18 protein-coding genes are annotated in these 20,703 nt (G+C 72.0%); 12 read left to right on the forward strand and 6 right to left on the reverse strand.

The genetic code is table 11. The features are described from left to right. Position 1: 1 nt before the first annotated feature. The 4 genes from FJ658_RS03935 to FJ658_RS03950 form a co-directional block, all read right to left on the reverse strand. Positions 2 to 685, reverse strand: a complete 684-nt coding sequence (locus tag FJ658_RS03935; protein ID WP_141144072.1) for a hypothetical protein — start codon at positions 683 to 685, stop codon at positions 2 to 4. Between the two features lie 277 nt (positions 686 to 962). Continuing rightward, positions 963 to 2,477 carry a lipopolysaccharide biosynthesis protein gene (locus tag FJ658_RS03940; protein WP_181408317.1) on the reverse strand — a complete coding sequence of 505 codons (1,515 nt, stop codon included), beginning with the start codon at positions 2,475 to 2,477 and terminating at the stop codon, positions 963 to 965. Continuing rightward, positions 2,474 to 3,232, reverse strand: a complete 759-nt coding sequence (locus tag FJ658_RS03945) for a WecB/TagA/CpsF family glycosyltransferase (RefSeq protein ID WP_141144074.1) — start codon at positions 3,230 to 3,232, stop codon at positions 2,474 to 2,476. Before FJ658_RS03945 ends, FJ658_RS03940 begins: the two co-directional genes overlap by 4 nt. Before the next feature lie 2 nt (positions 3,233 to 3,234). Then, entirely contained in the window at positions 3,235 to 4,902 is a 1,668-nt protein-coding gene (locus FJ658_RS03950) for a hypothetical protein (protein WP_141144075.1), read from the reverse strand. A gap of 152 nt (positions 4,903 to 5,054) precedes the next feature. Here FJ658_RS03950 and FJ658_RS03955 point away from each other — a divergent pair, with 152 nt between their 5' ends. The 8 genes from FJ658_RS03955 (at position 5,055) to FJ658_RS03990 (ending at position 11,411) form a co-directional block, all read left to right on the forward strand. Further along, entirely contained in the window at positions 5,055 to 6,458 is a 1,404-nt protein-coding gene (locus FJ658_RS03955) for an O-antigen ligase (protein WP_255447546.1), read from the forward strand. Further along, entirely contained in the window at positions 6,455 to 7,387 is a 933-nt protein-coding gene (locus tag FJ658_RS03960; protein ID WP_141144076.1) for a glycosyltransferase family 2 protein, read from the forward strand. Before FJ658_RS03955 ends, FJ658_RS03960 begins: the two co-directional genes overlap by 4 nt. Positions 7,388 to 7,418: 31 nt before the next feature. Next, positions 7,419 to 8,342 carry a glycosyltransferase family 2 protein gene (locus FJ658_RS03965; protein WP_141144077.1) on the forward strand — a complete coding sequence of 308 codons (924 nt, stop codon included), beginning with the start codon at positions 7,419 to 7,421 and terminating at the stop codon, positions 8,340 to 8,342. Next, the gene (locus FJ658_RS03970) at positions 8,342 to 8,887 is read left to right on the forward strand and encodes a serine acetyltransferase (RefSeq protein WP_141144078.1); all 546 of its coding nucleotides are present in this window, start codon (positions 8,342 to 8,344) and stop codon (positions 8,885 to 8,887) included. The genes FJ658_RS03965 and FJ658_RS03970 overlap by 1 nt, the downstream gene beginning before the upstream one ends. A gap of 30 nt (positions 8,888 to 8,917) precedes the next feature. Next, positions 8,918 to 9,511 (forward strand): CDP-alcohol phosphatidyltransferase family protein, encoded by a 594-nt coding sequence (locus FJ658_RS03975; protein WP_370454755.1) that lies wholly within the window; start codon positions 8,918 to 8,920, stop codon positions 9,509 to 9,511. A 12-nt stretch (positions 9,512 to 9,523) separates the two neighbouring features. Next, complete coding sequence (locus FJ658_RS03980; protein WP_141144080.1) at positions 9,524 to 10,012, forward strand: FHA domain-containing protein; 489 nt, start codon at positions 9,524 to 9,526, stop codon at positions 10,010 to 10,012. Beyond that, positions 10,012 to 10,713: a MerR family transcriptional regulator gene (locus FJ658_RS03985; RefSeq protein WP_141144081.1), complete on the forward strand. Its 702-nt coding sequence runs from the start codon at positions 10,012 to 10,014 to the stop codon at positions 10,711 to 10,713. The genes FJ658_RS03980 and FJ658_RS03985 overlap by 1 nt, the downstream gene beginning before the upstream one ends. 143 nt (positions 10,714 to 10,856) lie before the next feature. Further along, complete coding sequence (locus FJ658_RS03990) at positions 10,857 to 11,411, forward strand: MerR family transcriptional regulator (protein ID WP_141144082.1); 555 nt, start codon at positions 10,857 to 10,859, stop codon at positions 11,409 to 11,411. A gap of 55 nt (positions 11,412 to 11,466) precedes the next feature. Here FJ658_RS03990 and FJ658_RS03995 read toward each other — a convergent pair whose 3' ends face one another. Continuing rightward, positions 11,467 to 12,267: a ParA family protein gene (locus tag FJ658_RS03995; RefSeq protein ID WP_141144083.1), complete on the reverse strand. Its 801-nt coding sequence runs from the start codon at positions 12,265 to 12,267 to the stop codon at positions 11,467 to 11,469. A 113-nt stretch (positions 12,268 to 12,380) separates the two neighbouring features. Here FJ658_RS03995 and FJ658_RS04000 point away from each other — a divergent pair, with 113 nt between their 5' ends. Genes FJ658_RS04000 through FJ658_RS04010 form a run of 3 tightly spaced genes read left to right on the forward strand, consistent with a single transcriptional unit; the run spans position 12,381 to position 17,722 of the window. Beyond that, complete coding sequence (locus FJ658_RS04000) at positions 12,381 to 15,782, forward strand: pyruvate carboxylase (protein WP_141144084.1); 3,402 nt, start codon at positions 12,381 to 12,383, stop codon at positions 15,780 to 15,782. Between the two features lie 45 nt (positions 15,783 to 15,827). After that, positions 15,828 to 17,228 carry a MinD/ParA family protein gene (locus FJ658_RS04005; RefSeq protein ID WP_141144085.1) on the forward strand — a complete coding sequence of 467 codons (1,401 nt, stop codon included), beginning with the start codon at positions 15,828 to 15,830 and terminating at the stop codon, positions 17,226 to 17,228. Continuing rightward, positions 17,225 to 17,722 (forward strand): peptide deformylase, encoded by a 498-nt coding sequence (locus FJ658_RS04010; protein WP_141144086.1) that lies wholly within the window; start codon positions 17,225 to 17,227, stop codon positions 17,720 to 17,722. The genes FJ658_RS04005 and FJ658_RS04010 overlap by 4 nt, the downstream gene beginning before the upstream one ends. Before the next feature lie 36 nt (positions 17,723 to 17,758). On the opposite strand, the gene FJ658_RS04015 is transcribed toward FJ658_RS04010, so the two are convergent. Further along, positions 17,759 to 19,585: a long-chain fatty acid--CoA ligase gene (locus tag FJ658_RS04015; RefSeq protein ID WP_141144087.1), complete on the reverse strand. Its 1,827-nt coding sequence runs from the start codon at positions 19,583 to 19,585 to the stop codon at positions 17,759 to 17,761. A gap of 128 nt (positions 19,586 to 19,713) precedes the next feature. Between FJ658_RS04015 and FJ658_RS04020 the strand changes: the two genes are divergently transcribed. Beyond that, positions 19,714 to 20,664 (forward strand): ROK family protein, encoded by a 951-nt coding sequence (locus FJ658_RS04020; RefSeq protein ID WP_141144088.1) that lies wholly within the window; start codon positions 19,714 to 19,716, stop codon positions 20,662 to 20,664. Positions 20,665 to 20,703 lie beyond the last annotated feature (39 nt).

The following is a 20,703-nucleotide window of genomic DNA, read 5'->3' on the forward strand; positions in this document are numbered from 1 at the left end:
CTCAGCACTGGGGGTTGTCGGGGTAGGTGCGGTCGGCGAGCAGCCACTGGCTGCCGGAGGCCACGAGGGTGTAGTCGGTCAGCGCGCGCGGCGTGACTGTCGGGTCGCTCGGCAGAGGGCTGCCGGCGGAGTCGAGGGTGGTGACGCCGGTCGTGTCGATGCACGCCCGCACGACGAGACGCGGCGGGCTCGCGGCCGGGTCGCTCGACACCACGCTGGCCGAGACGACGGTCGGCGAGCCGGTGCGGGTCCAGCCGAAGGCCGCCAGCTCCTGCTGGTCGTTCGCGATCTCCTCGAGGAGCGCGCCGGTGGCGACCGCGTCGACCCGATCGGTGCCGGTCGTCGGGTCGGCGGCGGCCTTCTCCCCGGCGGCGAAGAAGCCGTCGAGCACCGCGCTGAGATCGGCGGCGGTGGCGGGCGCGCTCGCCGCTGCCGAGGGGGAAGCCGAGGCGGAGGGCGACGGCGAGCCGGAGCCACTCCCGGCGCCCGTGCGGTGCCCCGGCGCCGGAGCAGACGGCGCGAGCACGGCGACCCCGGCGACGGCGATGCCGAGCGCGGCCACGCCGGCGACGACGGACAGGATCACGGTGCGCACACGACGCGGTCGGCGTCGACCGTCCGCGTGCGACTGGGTAGCGTCGATCGGGTCGATCGGGTCGATCGGGTCGATCGGGTCTGCGGACATGGGGGCTCCATGCCTCGCCGACAGGCGCCGTCGCCAGGGCGGGCGACGGAGGTGCGGGATGTCGGGGGAGGCTTCCTGCGGTTCGGGGCGATGCAGTATGCGACGGGGCGGAGTGGAGCCTCTCCGGCACCCGGGATGTGGGGGTGCGGGGATGCTAGCACGCGAGATCTGCTCGTGAAAAGGACTTCGGCGCCGCAGTCCGGGCCCTCCCTGAGACTCGGCGCGTCGAGGTCGCGGACGACCCGCGGCCGCCCCTCGTCGAGGCGAACCGGACACGTCAGCCGCGGCGGCGGAAGGCGGCGACCAGCTCGTCGAGCTGATGCCGCCGACCCGCGAGCCTCGCCCACACGAGCAGCCCGATCGCGCTGATCGCGACAGCGGCCGCGAGTGCTCCGGGCGTCGCACCGAGCAGCCAGCGCAGTGCCACCGCCGGGATGCCGACCAGCACCAGCGGCACCAGCAGCGCACCGAGCACGTGAGCCAGCCCGGGCCGGATGCCGAGGAGCAGACGCACCTCCACCGTCGCGAGCAGAGCATCCAGGAGCATGGACCCGGCCCAGGCGATCGCGGCGCCCGTCACGCCCAGCAGCGGGATCAGGATGAGATTCGCGACGATGTTGAGAGCCAGCACCGCCGCCTTGTTGCCCGCAGCCCAGCCGCTGCGACCGCTCATGAGCAGGAGCGAGTGCACGTTGCCGGCGAGGAAGGTCACGATCGCCCCGCCGCACAGGATCGCGAGCGCGATGGCGCCGTCGCGGAAGCTGTCGCCGAACCAGCCCAGCACGAGCGGCGCGAAGACGCCGAGCAGCAGGTAGATCGGAGCGCTGAAGAGCACCAGCCACGATGCCGCCGTGCGGTACAGGGCCTCTGTCTCGGCGAGCCGGCCGGCGTGCAGGAGCGCGCTGAAACGCGGTGAGACCACGACGCGCACCGCCGTGTCGATGATCAGCCCGGCGGCGATCAGCCGGCTGGCGGCCCCGTAGTCGCCGGCCGCGGCGGAACCGGCCAGCGCGCCGACCAGGATGACGCTGAGCCAGAGCAGGCCCTGCTCGAGCACGGCCGAGAGCGTGCGCGGCAGCGCGTAGCCGAGTGTGCGGCGCACCAGCGCTCCGTCGGCGAGCCAGGGCCCGCGCACGCCGGCCGCCGCGCCGGTGCGGCGCGCTCGCGCGATCAGCACGGCCACCGCGGCGAGCGCGAGCGGCGCGAGGGCGGCCGACCACGCCAGCCCGAGCGCGAGGGGTGTCGCGAGCGCCAGCGCCGCGACGACGAGCAGAGCCACCCGGGCCAGCGGGAGCGCGACGCTGCCGAGCACCACGTAGCCCCTCAGCTCGCCGAGCCCGCGCAGCGCCGCGAGCGCGGTCAGCGCCAGACAGCCGGCCGGGACGAACGCGGCGGTCGCTCGCAGCAGCTCGGTGTCGATGCCGATGCCCAGCCCGGGCAGCACCAGGGCGATCGCCAGCGCGGCGATCGCGCCGCCGAGCAGGGCCACGCCCAGCTGCAGGGTGAGCGCGCCCCGGATGCGCTGCGGTTCGTCGACAAGCCGGGGCATGAGCCAGACGCCGACCGAATCCATGCCGAGCCGGCCGAAGCTCATGGCGATCGTCAGCACGCCCATCAGCTGCAGCACCTGACCGGCGCCGGCGTCGCCGAGCGCGCGGGTGACCACCACCGTGGCGACGAACCCGAGTGCCGCACTGACCGCCGAGCCGACGAAGCTCAGTCCGCCGCCTCGCGCGAGCCGGCGCCGATCCGCCGATCCGTCGTCTGCCGTCGCCGTGTGGGCGGCGGTCATGAGCCGGCGCGGCGTCGAGTCGCGAGCTGCCAGCCGAGCCGGAGCAGGAACGCCGGGTTGCCGAGGAGGTATCGCCGCGCGAGCCGACGCGGCTCGATGATGAGCCGCCACAGCCATTCGAGGCCAGCGCGGATCATCCAGCCGGGCGCTCGGCGGTTCTCGCCGGCGAGCCAGTCGAACAGTCCTCCGCAGCTGAGCACGGCCGGCACCTCGAGCTGGTCGCGGTTGCGGGCGATCCAGTCCTGCTGCAGCGGATCACCGAGTCCGACGAGCAGGATCCCGGGTCGGAGCCGCTCGAGTCGTTCGAGCAGCTCGGGCATCCTCTCGCGCGGCAGGTATCCGTCCTGCGTGTCGACCTGCAATCCCGGATTCTCGCGGCGGAGTCGGTCGGCCGCGCGCTCGGCGACGCCCGGACGCCCGCCGTAGAGGAACATCCCGGCGCCGCGGGCGGCGGCGAGCGCGGCCAGTGGATGCACGAGATCCGTCGTGGCGAGCCGTTCGGGAACGGGATGGCCGAGCAGCCGTGCGGCGCCCACGATGGACTGCCCGTCGGCGTAGCAGAGCTCGGCCGCGGAGACCTGCGCCCGGAAACGCGCGTCGCGCGCGGCGAGATTGCAGACGTTCGCGTTCACTCCGACGGCGACGTGGGTGCCCCCGACGCGCATCCAGTCGTCGATAAGTCCGAGTGCGCCGGCCTCGTCGACGGCATCGACCGGCACCCCGACGACGCGGGCGCGCGTCGGACGCGTCGACACGCTCACGCCTCGGCGAGCGGAGGGCCGGCCGCGAGCGCGTCGGCCGGCGGCGGCGCCGCCGAGCGCGCGGCGGCGGGCCGACGGCGCGGCCGCGACGTGCGCTCGGCCGCCGGGGTCGCGTCGCGCGGCGGCTCGGTGCGGCGTGGCCGCGCGGGCTCGGCGGGAGCCGGCGCGGAGTCGGGCTCCACAGCCCCGAGGCGCCGGCGACCGGAGACCAGCACCGTGCCCAGCAGCGAGGTCCCGAAGCTCTCGAAGCCCTCGGCATCCCGGGCGAGGGTCGCTCGACGGGTGCCTCCCAGAGCGAGAACCCAGAGCACCGCTCCCGTGACGCGCACGGCCGCCAGACGACTGGCGTGCGGCGCTTCGGGCGGAAGGGCCAGCACGACGAGCTCGCTCGCGCGGTGGCGATCCACCTCGGCCAGGAGGTCGCGCGTCAGCACCGCGTCGGGATCGGCGATTCCGCCGGAGTGCTCGGTGGTCACGAGGCGCAGCTCCGGCAGGCCGGTCGGCGTCCACACGCTGAGCTCGCTGCCGCGACTGAGCAGCTGGAGGCCGAGGCCCGCGCGCAGCCGCTCGAGGAAGTCGGGCGTGACTCCCGGCAGCAGGAGGCGCACCGGGCCCCCGGTCTGAGCCAGCGCGACCGCGAGATCGACCGAGACCTCGGTCGGCAGATCCGCGACGGTGTCGTCGATGACGCTGAACGTCCCCGTGGTCCCGCCGAGTCGAGCGAGCAGCCGCTCGCGCACGGTGCGGAACGCCTCCGCGTCGGCGGGGCCCGCCGGGATCGCGCCGACCCGCCCGGTCAGCTGAGCGAGAGCCGGCACGCCGGCGAATCGCTCGGCGTCCTCCGCGCTGCGCACGCGTCGATCGAGCACATGGGCCGCGACGGCGCCCGCGAGTCCGAGCACGAGCCCGGCGAGCAGACCGCTGACGAGCACGAGCAGCCGGCTCGGCGACGACGCGATCGGGTTGCTCGACGCCGACGTGAGCACCGAGCCGCCGGAGGTGTCGATGAGCTGCAGGGAGTTGCGCTGACTCAGGAGGCTGTCGACCTCGATCGTGATCAGCTGACGGTCGCTCTCGGCCTGATTCGCGGCGCTGCTGCCGGCGGGCGCGGCCGCGGCGCGGCTCTCCACGTCGGTGAGTGAGTCGCGCAGCTCGTCGAGTCGGGCATCCACCTGGTCGACGACCGCCTGGCGTCGCTCGCCGGCCTGCTGGCTGCGGTAGTCGAGATAGGCGGCGGCGATCGCATCGGCCCGTTCGCGCGACACCGCTGGATCGCTGGAGGTGTAGCTGATGCGGATGACGGTGGCCTGCGTCACGAGCTCGGCGCTGAGGCCGTCGCGCAGCTCCTGAGGCGAGACGTCGCCGAGCCGGTCGGCGGCGGCTTCAGCGACCGCGAAGGACCGCGCGATCTGCACTTCGGTCGGGCCGTCGAGCAGGCCGGCCGCGGAGCGCTGCGCGTTGAAGGGATCGGTCGAGATGACGTTGAGGTTGAGGTCGGTCCTCGCGGTCTCCTGCGTGCCGAGCACGAGGAGACCGAAGCCGGCGACGAGCACTCCCGCGACGGCGGCCGCGGCGACGATGCGCCATCGACGCAGCACGATGCGCAGATAGTCGCCGAGGGTGGGCGCGGTGGGTTCGGGAATCGAGGCGGGGGAGACGGGCAACGGAGGTCCTCCATCACGGCCGGGGCGGGTGCCGACGGGGGAATCGGGTGGAGCCGGGCTGCCATCCCGCTGGGCGACGGGGCGGCTGAGGTGCCGTCAGCATAGACCCGCTCCCGGTTGCGCGGCGAACGGAAGCGAGGGATTCTTAGCGCATGGCGTCCCCCCGAGCGCTGTACCCCGACCGCGCCTCCGTCGCCCGAACGGCTTCGGAGCCCCTGCGTCGCGCCCTCATGCCCGACACGGCATATTCGCGTGCGGTGCGTCGCGGCTTCCGGGGCGATCTGCCGCGCTGGCCGTTCGCGGCGATCTTCGTCGCCTACCCGCTGTGGTGGGTTCTGGGGATCGGAGACCTGATCTTCCCGCTCGCCGCCGCCGCGATGGCCGTCCTCCTGCTGCGGCGCGGGCGAGTGGAGGTGCCGCGGAGCTTCGGCATCTGGCTGCTCTTCCTGGCCTGGATGCTCGCATCGGTGATCGGCATCGACACCGGCGGTCGACTGGTGGGCTTCGCCTACCGCGCGGTGCTGTACCTCGCGGCGACGGTCGTGCTGCTCTACGTCTACAACGCGCGGTCGACCCTCGACCGACGCTACGTGGCCGGCGTGCTGACGGTGTTCTGGGGCGTCGTGGTCGCCGGCGGGTGGCTCGGTGTGCTCTTCCCGCTCCTGTCGTTCGCGACGCCGCTCGCGGCGATCCTGCCCGAGTCGCTGACGTCGAACGAGGTCGTCGGCGAGATGGTGTTCCGTCGCGTGACGCAGTACGACCCGACCAGCTATCTGCAGCTCGATCCGCGCCCCAGCGCGCCGTTCCTCTATACGAACGGCTGGGGCAACGTCTACTCGATGCTCCTTCCGATCGTGATCGCGTATCTGGTCTCGGTCCGCGGCAGCCGGCGGTTCTGGCTCGTGCTGGCCCTCATCCCCGTGTCGTTCGTCCCCGCTTTCCTGACGCTCAACCGCGGGATGTTCCTCGGCCTCGGGGTCGCCGCGCTGTACGTCGGGCTGCGCGCCCTCGTCAGGCGGGAGTGGAAGGTGATCGGGGGCCTCGCCGCGCTCGGCCTGGTCGTCGGACTCGCCGTGGTCGTGCTGCCGGTGCAGGAGCGGCTGACCGAGCGACTGGATGCGAGCAGCACGACCGAGGACCGCGCCAACCTCTACCAGGAGACGCTGCAGCGCACGCTCGAGTCGCCGGTCTTCGGCTACGGCGCGCCGCGCCCGTCGGAGACGGACGGCGCCCCCTCGGCCGGCACACAGGGTCAGGTCTGGACGCTCCTGTTCTCGCACGGCTTCCCGGGCGTCCTGCTCTTCATGGCGTGGCTCGTTCTGCTCGCCTGGCGGACGCGTCACGCGCGCGGGGCGATCGGCGTGGCGGGCCACACGATGCTCGTCGTGCTCGTCGTGGAGGTGTTCTACTACGGCGTCGTGGTCAACGGCCTGGCGCTCGGCTTCATCGCCGCCGCTCTGCTGCTGCGCCCGGGTTCCGAGGCGGAGCCGGCGACCGCGGCTGTTCCGGGATCCGGAGCGCGGCCCCGACGACGCCCGAGGGTGGTGCTCTCGTGACGGCGGCCCCCGTCTCGGCCGGGTCCGGCGTCAGCGTCGTGATCGCGACACGAGGTCGGCCCGAGCTGCTGCGGTCCGCGGTCCGCGCGGCGTTCGCCCAGGACCACGCCGGTCCCGTCGAGGTCGTGGTCGTGTACGACCGCATCGACATCGACCCCCTCGACGACGTCGAGATCCCGGCCGGACGCACGCTGCGCACCATCGTGAACTCCCGCACCCCGGGTCTCGCGGGCGGACGCAACAGCGGCGTCGACTCCGCGTCGCACGAGCTGATCGCGTTCTGCGACGACGACGACGAGTGGATGCCGACGCGTCTCAGCGCGCAGGTCAGCGCGTGGGCCGCCGACCCGGAGGCGGTCGTGCTCGCGACCGGGATGCGCATCCGCACCGAGCAGAGCGAGATCGACCGGATGCCGCCGGAGCGGGTCGAGTTCGACGACTTCCTGCGCTCGCGCATCACCGAGATCCATCCCTCGAGTCTTCTGCTGCGACGAGCCGATCTGCTCGGGCGCATCGGCCCGGTCGACGAGGAGCTGCCGGCCTCCTATGGCGAGGACTACGACTTGCTGCTTCGCGCGGCGCGTGCCGGGCACATCCGCAGCGTCGTCGAGCCGCTCGTGCTGGTGCGCTGGAATCGCGCCTCCTTCTTCTCGGAGAAATGGGAGGGCATCGCGGCGGGACTCAGTTATCTGCTGAGCAAGCATCCGGAGTTCGCGCGCGACCGTCGCGGCTCCGCCCGCATCGAGGGGCAGATCGCCTTCGCGCACGCGGCACTGGGAGAGCGGGCGGCGGCGCGAGCGTGGTCGTGGCGCACGATCCGCCACGACCCGCGTCAGCTCCGGGCGTGGGCGGCGCTGCTCATCGCCGTGCGGCTCGTGCCGGCGGCGACGCTCGTGCGCGCGGTCAACCGCCGCGGCAAGGGACTCTGATGGGCGCCCCGCGGTCGACAAGGCGGATGCCATGCCCCGGCTGAGCGTGCTGCTTCCGGTCCGCGACGGCGCGCGGACGGTCGCCCGCGCCGTGCGGTCCACGCTGCGGGCGATGCCCGCCGACAGCGAGCTGCTCGTGCTCGACGACGCGAGCGTCGACCGCACGGCGGCGGTCGTCGACGCGATCGACGATTCTCGGCTGCGACTGGTGCAGTCGACCTCGCCGCTCGGCGTCGCCGGAGGCCTCAACCGGCTGCTCGAGCTGTCGGACAGCGCGCTGGTCGCGCGGATGGACGCGGACGACGTGACCCTGCCCGGCCGCTTCGCGCGTCAGAGGCATGCTCTGCAGCGGATGCGCGCCGAGATCCTGTTCGGCACCGTGATCGAGTTCTCCGACGGAGGCCGCCGTATCCGTCCGACCCCACCTCTGGGCCTCGACCCCCAGGCACTCCGACTCCACCTGCTGCTGACCAATCCTGTGGCGCATCCGACCCTCTTCGCCACCCGGCGCGCGCTCGTCGAGCTCGGCGGCTACCGCGCCGTGCCGAGCGAGGACTACGAGCTCTGGCTGCGCGCGGCCGTCGAGGGGCGCCGGCTCGCCCGGTCGGCTCGCCCGGCCATCGCCTACCGGGTGCACCCGGCGCAGGTCACCGCATCGACCTCGTGGCGCCGCTCGTCGTGGACCGATCCCGTCACGGCCTCCTCGTTCTCGGCCCTGGCCGAGGTCGAGCTCGGCCGTCCGGCGCGGCGACTGAACGCGCTCGCGATCGACACCGCGGCAGACTCGGTCGAGCTGGATGCCGAGCTCGCGGCATTCGCCGGAGCGGTGCGTGTCGCCGCCGGTCGGCTTCCGGGGTCGGCGCGTCGTCGGGTTCTCGCTCTGCTGGAGCGGCGCCTGCGCGCGGTGCGCGAGCTGCGCGCATCGTCGGCTATCGGCGCAGGAGCCGCGACCTGATGGATCGTGCCCAGTACCGCGCCGTGCGTCGCGCCGACGATGCCGCCAACCGCGGCTATCTCAAGAGTCGGGTGGTGCTGCGCGGGCTGCGACGGGCGCAGCTCTGGCGCGGTCGCCGGGGTCCGCTCGGCCGCGTCGGCTACCTGCTCGCCGCGACGCACTACAAGCTCGTCGCCGAGTGGCTGCTCGGCGTGGAGATCCCGCCGAGCACCCCGGTCGGTCCGGGGCTGCGGCTGCGGCACGGCATCGGCGTCGTCGTCAATCCCGCGTCGGTGATCGGCGCGGGTGTCATGATCCGGCAGAACGTCACGATCGGGAACCGTCGCCGCGACGACGACTGCCCGCGGATCGGAGACCGAGTGGAGATCGGCGCCGGTGCGGTCATCGTCGGCGACATCGAGATCGGCTCGGGGGCGAGGATCGGCCCGGGCGCTGTCGTCATCGTCGACGTCCCGGCCGGCGCGACCGTCTTCCTCGGCGGCACCGAGGTGCGCCCGCCGAAGCCCCGCGCATCCGACGCCGAGGCGGCTCCGAACCCCGACTAGGATCGGAGATGGAGGGGAACTGTGACGAGCGTGAGCACGCGGATCGTGACGATCCCGAACATCCTCAGCTTCCTCCGTCTGCTCCTCATCCCCGTCTTCCTGGTCCTCGTGATCGCGGGGGAGTACGCCTGGGCCGTGCTGACGATCGCGGTCTCGAGCCTGACCGATTTCGCGGACGGCTACATCGCGCGGCGCTTCGGCCAGATCACGCGTCTCGGCCAGCTGCTCGATCCCGCCGCCGACCGCCTGTTCATCCTGTCGACGCTGGTGGGCATCGCCATCGCGGGCATCGTTCCGCTCTGGTTCCTCGGCGTAGTGGTCGCGCGCGACGTGCTGCTGATCGGCATCGGCATCCTGCTCGCGAACGTCGGCCACGGGCCTCTGCCGGTGCACCATCTGGGCAAGCTCGGCACCTTCTGCCTGCTGTTCGCGTTCCCCGTGCTGATGCTTGGCGCCGCCTTCCCCGAGGCCTCCGGCGTGACCTCGGCGGTGGGCTGGGCGGCCGCGATCTGGGGCGCGTTCCTGTACTGGTGGTCGGGGATGCTGTACCTCCGTCAGGCCCTCGGACTGGTGCGGGCATCCCGGGTGGCGCCGGGGTCGATGTCGGATACGCTGGATCGCTAGAAGGAGGTCGCGATGGTCGACGCACAGCCCGGAGCCCAGCCCCAGGAAGGTTCGGGAGACGGTTCCGCGAGCGCTCGCGCCGACACGACGGCCCACTTCGCCGAGGATTTCAAGGCGCAGCTCGCCGCCCTCGAGAAGGGCATCTCGCTCGATGAGCAGGAGGCGATCCAGGCGCTGCCGTCGGGGTCCGCGCTGCTGATCGTGCGCCGCGGCCCGAACGTGGGCGCCCGCTTCCTCCTGGATGCCGACGTCACGACGGTCGGTCGGCACCCGGAGTCCGACATCTTCCTCGACGACGTGACGGTGTCGCGGCGTCACGCCGAGTTCCTGCGCGTCGGCACCTCGTTCCAGGTGCGCGACCTCGGGTCGATGAACGGCACCTACTTCGACGGCGTGCGCATCGAGCAGGCTCTGCTGACCGACGGCGCCGAGGTGCAGGTCGGCAAGTTCCGCCTCACCTTCTACGCCTCGCGCGCCGACCTCGCGGCGGCGACGCACTAGTGCCCGCGGCATCCGCATCCCCGGCTCGTCAGCCGGGGAGCCCGCCCCAACTCAGCATCGGCCAGGTGCTCGCGCGGCTCAGCCCCGAGTTCCCCGATCTCAGCCCGTCGAAGCTGCGCTTCCTCGAGGAGCGTCAGCTGGTCTCGCCGGCGCGCACGGCATCGGGCTACCGCAAGTTCTCGCAGTCCGACGTCGATCGGCTGCGCTTCGTGCTGTCGATGCAGCGCGACCACTACCTGCCGCTGAAGGTCATCCGGGGCTACTTGGAGGAGATGGATGCGGGTCGCGAGCCCGTGCTGCCGAGCGGCGTGCCGGTCTCGTCGCCGTCGATGCTGCAGACCGAGCGCCGGTTCAGCCGCGAGGAGCTCGTGCGCGAGGCGGGCGCGACGACGCTGCTGCTGCAGGATGCGGTGAGCGCCTCGCTGATCGTGCCGGCCGACCACTACGGCGAGGATGCGCTGACGGTGCTGAAGTCGCTCGTCGAACTGCAGCGCTCGGGCATCGAGCCGCGTCATCTGCGCGGCTTCCGTGCCGCGGCGGAGCGCGAGCTGGGTCTGATCGAGAGCGCGCTCATCCCGGTCGCGCGTCGCAAGGACGCGTCGAGCCGGGCGAAGGCGAACGAGATGGCGCGCGAGATCGCGGGGCAGCTCGAGGTCGTGCGGTCGAGCCTGATCCGATCCGCTCTGTCGCGCATGCAGTGAGCTCGCGGCGGGCGTGCGCGACGGATTCGCGCGACACGCCGACCGCTCGTGCGGATGTCGTTGCCCGAGCCTTCCTGGGTGGGTACCGTGAGAGCACGACGGACCTGAACGTTCAGGTTCAACTTGAGAGTTAGGGACGGGCGATGAGCGAAGCCAGTCGGAACGAGGGTCCGCGCTACGACCTCGGCCTCCTCTTCACCGACGGCCTTCCCGAGCTGGATGACGCGGCCGGGTATCGCGGCGCCGTCGCCGCCCGCGCGGCCGGCATCTCCTACCGTCAGCTCGACTACTGGGCGCGCACGCAGCTCGTCGAGCCGACCGTGCGTGGCGCGGCTGGATCCGGCTCGCAGCGTCTCTACGGCTTCCGCGACATCCTCGTGCTCAAGCTCGTCAAGCGGCTTCTCGACACCGGCATCTCGCTGCAGCAGATCCGCGTCGCGGTCAACCAGCTGCGCGAGGCGGGCGTCAACGACCTCGCCCAGACCACGCTCATGAGCGACGGCGCCAGCGTCTACCTGTGCACCTCCGACGACGAGGTCATCGACCTCGTCAGCCAGGGCCAGGGCGTCTTCGGCATCGCCGTCGGCAAGGTGCTCCGCGAGGTCGAGACCAGCCTGGTCGAGCTCGACTCCGCCGCCACCGAGGACCCCGAGGACGAGCTCGCGGCCCGTCGCGGTCGCAAGGCGCAGGCGTCCTGAGCCTCGCGGCGCCGACGATCCGGCGCCGCTGACCCCGGCTCGCGCCGGAGCGTCGTCAGCCCGCGGGCTGGGTGAGTCGCGCCGTGCGCAGCACCCGGTCGAGCAGCACGTCGAAGTGGTGCGCCATCTCCTGCGCGCTCTCGCCGGGCCACACGTGCAGGGGCTTCGCCGCGCCCTGCGCCTGCTGCAGCGAGGTGCGCTCGGGCAGCTGCGGGTTCAGCACGAGCGGGCCGAACATGTCGCGCAGCTCCTTGATGCGGAACTGGTGCTCGAGCGACTGCACGCGCGCGCGGTTCACGACGATGCCCAGCGGCTGGAGCCGGGGTGAGAGACCGCGGCGGATCTCCTCGATCGCCCGCAGCGCGCGGTCGGCGGCGGCGACGGAGAACAACCCGGGTTCGGTCACGACGGCCACGCGGTCGGAGGCGGCCCAGGCCGTGCGCGTGAGCGCGTTGAGCGAGGGAGCGCAGTCGATGAGCACGAGCTCGTACTCGCTCTCGACGTGCGCGAGCGCCTCCTCGAGCTTCCAGATGTCGCGGATCGACGGATGCGGCCCGTCGAAGTTGATCGCCGAGGGCGAGCCGATCAGCACGTCGACCGTGCCGTTGCGCCCCCTCGTCCAGCCGGAGGGCGAGATCGCGGAGCGCACGATCTTCTCCTTGGGGGAGGCGAGCACGTCGGCGACGTTGAGGTGTCCGGCGACGGCGACATCCATGCCGGTGGACACGTCGGACTGGGGATCGAGGTCGACCACGAGCGTCGAGACGCCCTTCGCGAAGGCGGCCGAGGCGAGTCCGAGGGTGACCGTGGTCTTGCCGACGCCCCCCTTCAGGGAGCTGACGCTGAGTACGTGCACGACGACAAACCTATCCTTCCCTCGCTGAAAGAACACAAAACCATAACGGGCGCTCGTGGTTCGAACCTGGCCGCGCACTCAATAGGGTGGAGCCAGGCATCGGAGAGGATCGAATGTTCAACAAAATCCTGGTCGCCAACCGCGGTGAGATCGCGATCCGCGCATTCCGCGCGGCCTACGAGCTCGGTGCGAAGACCGTCGCCGTGTACCCGTGGGAGGACCGCAACTCCGCCCACCGCCTGAAGGCCGACGAGTCGTACCTCATCGGCGAGAAGGGTCACCCGGTCCGGGCCTACCTCGACGTCGACGAGATCATCCGCGTCGCGAAGCTGTCGGGCGCCGACGCGATCTATCCCGGCTACGGCTTCCTCTCCGAGAACCCCGACCTCGCTCAGGCGGCGGCGGACGCGGGCATCAACTTCATCGGACCGCCGAGCCGCGTGCTCGAGATGGCCGGCAACAAGGTGACCGCGAAGGAGCACGCGATCGAGGCCGGCGTCCCGGTGCTCGACTCGAGCCCCGCCACGACCGACATCGAGCTGCTGCTCAGCGAGGCCGACCGCATCGGCTTCCCCGTCTTCGCGAAGGCCGTCGCCGGCGGCGGCGGGCGCGGCATGCGCCGCGTCGAGCGCCGGGAGGACCTGCGCGAGGCCCTCGAGGCCGCCATGCGCGAGGCCGACAGCGCCTTCGGCGACCCGACCATGTTCCTCGAGCAGGCCGTGCTGCGCCCGCGCCACATCGAGGTGCAGATCCTCGCCGACAGCCACGGCGGCACCATGCACCTGTTCGAGCGCGACTGCTCGATCCAGCGGCGCAACCAGAAGGTCGTCGAGATCGCGCCCGCGCCGAACCTCGACCAGTCGATCCGGGATGCGCTCTACCGCGACGCGATCGCCTTCGCCGAGTCGATCGGCTACGTCAACGCCGGAACCGTCGAGTTCCTGCTCGACACCGTGGGCGAGCGCGCCGGCCAGCACGTGTTCATCGAGATGAACCCGCGCATCCAGGTCGAGCACACCGTGACCGAGGAGGTCACCGACGTCGACCTCGTGCAGTCGCAGATGCGCATCGCGGCGGGGGAGTCGCTCGCCGACCTGGGCCTGTCGCAGGAGACCGTGCAGCTGCACGGCGCCGCGATCCAGACCCGCATCACCACCGAGGACCCGGCGGCGGGCTTCCGCCCCGACACCGGCAAGATCACGAACTACCGCTCGCCCGGCGGCGCCGGCATCCGCCTCGACGGCGGCACGGTGCAGACGGGCGCGCAGATCAGCCCCCACTTCGACTCCATGCTCGCGAAGATGACGGCCCGCGGCCGCGACTTCTCCGCCGCCGTCGCCCGCTCGAAGCGCGGACTGGCGGAGTTCCGCATCCGCGGCGTCTCCACGAACATCCCCTTCGTGCAGGGCGTTCTCGAGGACCCGGCGTTCGCGAAGGGCGACCTCAGCACGCTGTTCATCGAGGAGCGCCCCGAGCTGCTCGCCGGCCGCCCCTCGCGCGACCGCGGCACCAAGGTGCTCAACTGGCTCGCCGACGTCACGGTCAACCAGCCGAACGGCCACGGCGACCACCTGGTCGCGCCGGCCGAGAAGCTGCCGGTCATCGACCTGTCGACCGAGCCGGCGGCCGGGTCGCGCCAGCGTCTGCTCGAGCTGGGCCCGCAGGGCTTCGCCAAGGCGCTGCGCGAGCAGAAGAGCCTCGCCGTGACCGACACGACGTTCCGGGATGCGCACCAGTCGCTGCTCGCGACGCGCGTGCGCACGCAGGACCTGACCGCGGTCATGCCCTACGTCGCCCGCATGACGCCCGAGCTGCTCTCGGTCGAGGCGTGGGGCGGCGCGACCTACGACGTCGCGCTCCGCTTCCTCGGCGAGGACCCGTGGGAGCGTCTCGACGTCATGCGCCAGGCGCTGCCGAACGTGGCGATCCAGATGCTGCTGCGCGGCCGCAACACGGTCGGCTACACGCCGTACCCGACCGAGGTGACGGATGCCTTCGTGCGCGAGGCCGCCGCATCCGGCATCGACATCTTCCGCATCTTCGACGCCCTCAACGACGTCGACCAGATGCGCCCGGCGATCGACGCGGTGCTCGAGACCGGCACGACCGTCGCCGAGGTCGCGCTCTGCTACACGGGCGACCTGCTCGACCCGAACGAGTCGCTGTACACGCTCGACTACTACCTGAAGCTCGCCGAGCGGATCGTGGATGCGGGCGCGCACGTGCTGGCGATCAAGGACATGGCGGGCCTGCTGCGCGCCGGCGCCGCCGAGAAGCTCGTCGGCGCCCTGCGCAGCGAGTTCGACCTGCCGGTGCACGTGCACACGCACGACACCGCGGGCGGCCAGCTCGCGACGCTGCTCGCCGCGAGCAACGCCGGCGCCGACGCGGTCGACGCCGCGAGCGCGCCGATGGCCGGCACGACGAGCCAGCCCTCGCTCTCGGCGCTCGTCGCCGCGACCGCGCACACCGACCGCGACACCGGCATCTCGCTGCAGGCGGTGAGCGACCTCGAGCCCTACTGGGAGGCGGTGCGCAGCGCCTACAAGCCCTTCGAGTCGGGCCTGCCCGGCCCCACGGGACGCGTCTACAAGCACGAGATCCCGGGCGGTCAGCTGTCGAACCTGCGCCAGCAGGCGATCGCGCTCGGCCTGGCGGAGCACTTCGAGAAGATCGAGGACTACTACGCGGCCGCCAGCGAGATGCTGGGGCGCCCGCCGAAGGTCACGCCCTCGTCGAAGGTCGTCGGCGACCTCGCGCTCGCGCTCGTCGCGGCCGACGCCGACCCGAAGGACTTCGCCGAGAACCCGTCGAAGTACGACATCCCGGATTCGGTGATCGGCTTCATGGCCGGCGAGCTCGGCGACCTGCCGGGCGGCTGGCCCGAGCCGCTGCGCTCGAAGGTGCTCGCGGGCCGCGACGTCAAGATCGGCGTCACGCCGATCAGCGACGACGACCAGGCGGCGCTCGACGGCGACTCGGCCGCCCGCCGCGGCCGGCTCAACCACCTGCTCTTCCCGGCGCCGACGCGCCAGTTCGAGCAGCTGCGCGAGCTCTTCGACGACCTCTCGGTCATCGACACGCTCGACTACCTCTACGGCCTCAAGCCGGGCGTCGAGCACGTCGTCGAGATCGGCCCGGGCGTGCGCCTGCTGATCGGTCTCGAGGCCATCAGCGAGGCCGACGAGAAGGGCATGCGCACCGTCATGACCACGCTCAACGGCCAGCTGCGCCCCGTCTACGTGCGCGATCGCGGCATCAAGGTCGAGGCGGTCAGCGCCGAGAAGGCCGACGCCTCGAAGCCGGGGCAGATCGCCGCGCCGTTCTCGGGCGTCGTCACGCTCAAGGTCGCCGAGGGCGACACGGTCGAGCCCGGTCAGGCCGTGGCGACGATCGAGGCCATGAAGATGGAGGCCGCGATCACGACCGCGGTCGGCGGCACCGTGCGCCGTCTGGCGATCCCCACCACGCAGCAGGTGGATGCCGGCGACCTGCTGGTCGTCGTCGAGGGCTGAGCCGCACCCCTACACTGGGGTTCCGCGCAGGGAAGGAGGCGTTCCATGAGCGCAGACCGATCCCCGCGGAACCCCGGTGAGGGCTCCCGCGACGATTCAACGGATGCTGCGGCCGGTCCTGCCGCCGATGTCGACGAGATCGAGTACGTCGGCGAGCTCCTCGAGCAGCGCGATCTGACGCTGCATCTGCCCGAGAGCCTGACGATCGCCCTGCCGACCGAGCCGCTCGCCGGCGCGTCGGGCGAGCAGGCCGCCGTGACCGCGCCGCGCTCGGCTCTCGCATCCGACGCCGTCGCCGCATCGGCGGTGACGGAATACGACGGCGTCGTCTCGGCCGCACCCGCGCCCGTGCCGGCGACCGTCGGCACGACGTCGATCGAGGTCGTCACCCCGCGCGTCGTGCACGACCCGACCGAGGAGTCGCCCGAGGTCGTGCCGCTGCCCGAGGCGCCCTACTCCGGCACCCGCCGCGAGCGCCTGCGCGGCGAGCCGGCGCACTCGCCCGAGCCCTCGTCGATGCTGACCGCCGAGCGTCTACTCGACCCGAAGGGCTCGCGTCGCATCCCGCCCGAGGGCTTCTGGCAGCGTCTGCTGTTCGAGACCACCTTCCACCTGGTCAACGTCGGCGATTCGGCGAAGGCGCGCGAGCGCAAGGCGCTCGAGGCGCGCATCACCCGTCGCCTCGACGGCGGCACCCGCTTCGTGCCCGTGCTCACGCGCAAGGGCGGCGTCGGCAAGACCACCGTCACGACGCTGCTCGGCATGGCGCTGGCCGATGTGCGCGACGACCGCGTCATCGCGATCGACGCGAACCCCGACCGCGGCACCCTCTCCGAGCGCGTGCCCAAGCGCACCCGGTCGACCGTGCGCGACCTCGTCAACCACGCGCCGTCGATCACCGACTACGGCGAGCTGTCGAGCCACGTCTCCCGAGATGAGACCCGCCTCGACGTGCTCGCCTCCGACACCGATCCGATGCTCTCCGAGGCCTTCGACGAAGACGATTACAACGTGGTCGCCGATCTCGTGGCGCGCTACTACTCGATTGCGCTGACCGACTGCGGCACCGGGATCGTGCACTCCGTCATGCGGGCGACGCTGCAGCGCGCCGATTCGCTGGTCATCGTGTCGGGCGGCAGCGTCGACGAGGCGCGTCTCGCCTCCGAGACCCTGACCTGGCTCGAGGCGAACGGCTACGGGGCGCTCGTGCGCAACGCCGTCGTCGCGCTCAACACGGCCACCCACGCCACCAACCTCGTGAAGCTCGACGAGATCGAGGCCCACTTCCGCTCGCGGGTGCGCGAGATCGTGCGCATCCCCTACGACCCCGAGCTCGCGGCCGGCTCGGTCGTGCGCTTCCGCGACCTCAAGCCCTTCACCCGCGAATCCGCCCGACACCTGGCCGCGCTCGTGGTCGACGGGCTGCCGACCCAGCGAGAGAGATGACCGAACGACAGATCCGCCTCTTCGGCGACCCCGTGCTCCGCTCCGTCTCCGACCCGGTGCGCCTCGGCGCCCCCGGCAACGAGCAGCTCGTCGACGACCTGGTCGAGACGGTGCAGATCCCGGGGCGTGCCGGGCTCGCGGCCCCGCAGATCGGCGTCGGCCTGCGCGCCTTCAGCTGGAACGTCGACGGCGAGGTCGGCTACGTACTGAACCCCGTGCTCGAGGTGTGGGGCGAGCCCGAGATCGTCGACGAGGGCTGCCTCTCGGTGCCCGGCTTCTACTTCCCGCGCCGTCGATACCCGAACGCGCGCGTGCGCGGCATCGACCTGGCCGGCGACGAGATCGTGATCGAGGGCGAGGGGCTGATGGCCCAGGCGCTGCAGCACGAGACCGACCACCTCGACGGCAAGCTCTACATCGAGGGTCTCGACCCCGAGATCAAGCGCGAGGCCATGCGCGAGGTGCGCCAGGCGGACTGGTTCCGCGCCGCCTGACGCCCCCGCGCGGCGCTCCGTGCGCCGGATGCGCGATCAGTGCGCCAGCGACACCCCGCGCGTCTCGGTCGTCGTGGAGTACAGCTCCGCGATCTCCTTCTGGAAGTCCTTGAGGATCACCTGGCGCTTGATGCTGAGCTTCGGCGTGAGGTGGCCGCTCGCCTCGGTGAACTCGAGCGGCAGGATCACGAACTTGCGGATCGACTCGGCGCGCGAGACGCGCGTGTTCGCCGCATCCACCGCCTTCTGCACCTCGGCGAGCACCTTCGGATTCTTCGCGGCGTCGGCGAGCGACATGTCGGCGGCCTCGCCGGCGTTGTTGAGCCAGACCGGCAGCATCTCCGAGTCGAGCGTGACCAGCGCCGAGATGAACGGACGCTGGTCGCCGACGACCACGACCTGCCCGACGAGCGGATTCGCGCGGATCGGGTCCTCGAGTGCGGCGGGGGCGACGTTCTTGCCGCCGGCCGTGACGATGATCTCCTTGGTGCGGCCGGTGATCGTGAGGTAGCCGTCGTCGTCGAGGGTGCCGATGTCGCCGGTCTTGAACCAGCCGTCGTCGAACGCGGCCGCCGTCGCCTCGGGGTTGTTCCAGTACTCCTTGAAGACGTCGACGCCCTTGACCTGGATCTCGCCGTCGGCGGCGATGCGGATGCTCACGCCGGGCAGCGCCGGTCCGACCGTGCCGATCTTGAACTTGTCGGGCAGGTTCACGCTCGCCGGCGCCGTCGTCTCGGTGAGGCCGTAGCCCTCGAGGATGCGCACATCCAGGCTGCGGAAGAAGTGCCCGAGTCGCGTGCCCAGGGGCGCGGAGCCCGAGATGGCGTAGCGGACGTTGCCGCCCATGGCCTCCTTGAGCTTGCTGTAGACGAGCTTGTCGAAGAGGGCGAACTTCAGCCGCAGCCCGAGCGGCACGTGGCCGGCGTCGAGGGCCTGCGAGTGCTGCACGGCCACGTCGGCTGCGCGGCGGAAGATCTTGCCCTTGCCGCCGGTCTCGGCCTTCTGCTCGGCCGAGTTGTAGACCTTCTCGAACACGCGCGGCACGGCCAGCAGGAAGGTCGGCTTGAAACTGCCGAGCGAGGGGAGCAGCTGCTTGGTGTCGGCCTGGTGGCCGACCTTGACGCCGGCGTAGACGCTGAGCACCGAGATGAAGCGCGCGAAGACATGCGCCGTCGTGATGAACAGCAGGGTCGAGGTGCCGACCTTCGCCACGTCCGAGAGACCCAGCGCCGCGTTGCGGCTCAGCTCGACGAAGTTCGCGTGGGTGAGCACGCACCCCTTCGGGGTGCCGGTCGAGCCGGAGGTGTAGATGAGAGTGGCGAGGTCGTCGCCGCGCGCGGCCGAGCGACGCTGCTCGAGCTGCTCATCGGTGATCTCGCCGGCGCCGGCGCGCAGCTTGTCGAGCGCGCTCAACCCGAGTTGCCAGACGCGGGTGATCTGCGGCAGCTCCGACTGCACCTCGTCGAAGCGGGTGAAGTGCTCGGCGGTCTCGACGATGATCGCGGTCGCGCCCGAGTCGGCCAGCGCGAAGCGGATCTGCGACGGCGAGCTGGTCTCGTAGATCGGCACGAGCACGGCGCCGGCGAACCAGGTCGCGAAGTCGATCAGCGTCCACTCGTAGCGGGTCGTGCAGATGAAGCCGATCTTCTCGCCCGGCTGCACCCCGGCCGCGATGAGGCCCTTGGCCAGCTCGACGACCTGACGGTGGAACTCGGCGGTCGTGATGTCGCTCCAGCCGCCGTCGGCGGTCGGCACGGCGAAGAGCACGCTGTCGGGGGTCTCCCGAACACGGTGCAGAAGCAGATCGGTGGTGTTCAGCTCGGGGTCGGCTTCGACCAGGGGCGGCACGATCGTCTCGTTCACGACATCTCCTTCGACACCGTTGGGAAAGGTGCGCACATGCTATCGGGCGCCGCCGGGAGCATCCTGGGGCCGCGCGGGCGACGCGCCGGGCCCGCGCGGGCGTCGGCGCGGTCCTAGACTCGGTGCTCGTGCACGCCATCGGGATCGACATCGGGGGAACCAAGATCGCCGGAGCGGTGGTGACCGAGCTCGGCGAGATCGTCGAGGAGGCCCGCCGCCCGAGTCCCGCCGACGACCCGGATGCCATGGTCGACACGGTCGTCGAGATGATCTCCGACCTGGCCTCGCGTCACGAGGTGTCCGGGGCGGGCGTCGCCGCGGCCGGTTTCATCGACGCCGCGCAGTCGACCGTCTACTACGCGCCGAACATCGCCTGGCGCAACGAGCCGCTGCGCGCGCGCATCGAGGAGCGCCTGCCGGGGCTCGACATCACGGTCGACAACGACGCGAACGCGGCCGGATGGGCGGAGTTCCGCTTCGGGGCGGGCCGCATCTACAGCGACATGACGATGCTGACGATCGGCACCGGCGTCGGCGGCGCGGTCGTCGTCGGCGACCGCCTGCTGCGCGGCGGCTTCGGCACGGGCGGCGAGATCGGCCACCTGCGCGTCGTGCCCGGCGGACTGCCGTGCGGCTGCGGCGCCCGCGGCTGCATCGAGCAGTACGGCTCGGGTCGCGCGCTGCTGCGCATGGCGGGCGAGATCGCGGATGCCGGCGGCATCGGGCGCCCGCTCGCCGAGGCCCGCGAGAAGGCCGGCAAGCTCGACGGCGGAATCGTCGGCGGCCTCATCGCCGAGGGCGACCCGGGTGCGGTCGCCGCCCTGCGGGAGCTGGGCGGCTGGCTGGGCCAGGCCTGCGCCTCCATCGGCGCCGTGCTCGACCCGCAGATCTTCGTCTTCGGCGGGGGAGTCGCGGTCGCCGGCGACCTGCTGCTCGATCCCGTGCGCGAGGCCTACCTGGCGCACCTGCCGGCCCGCGGCTATCACCCGGAGCCCGAGTTCCTGGTGGCCGAGCTCGTCAACGACGCGGGCGTCGTCGGCGCGGCCGACCTCGCGCGCCTGCACGCCGACGCCCGCTAGGCATGCCCTAGACTCGCTCGCGGCTCATCGACCCGGGAG

It is taken from the genome of Schumannella sp. 10F1B-5-1 (genome assembly GCF_006517535.1).
Taxonomy (GTDB): Bacteria; Actinomycetota; Actinomycetes; order Actinomycetales; family Microbacteriaceae; genus Schumannella.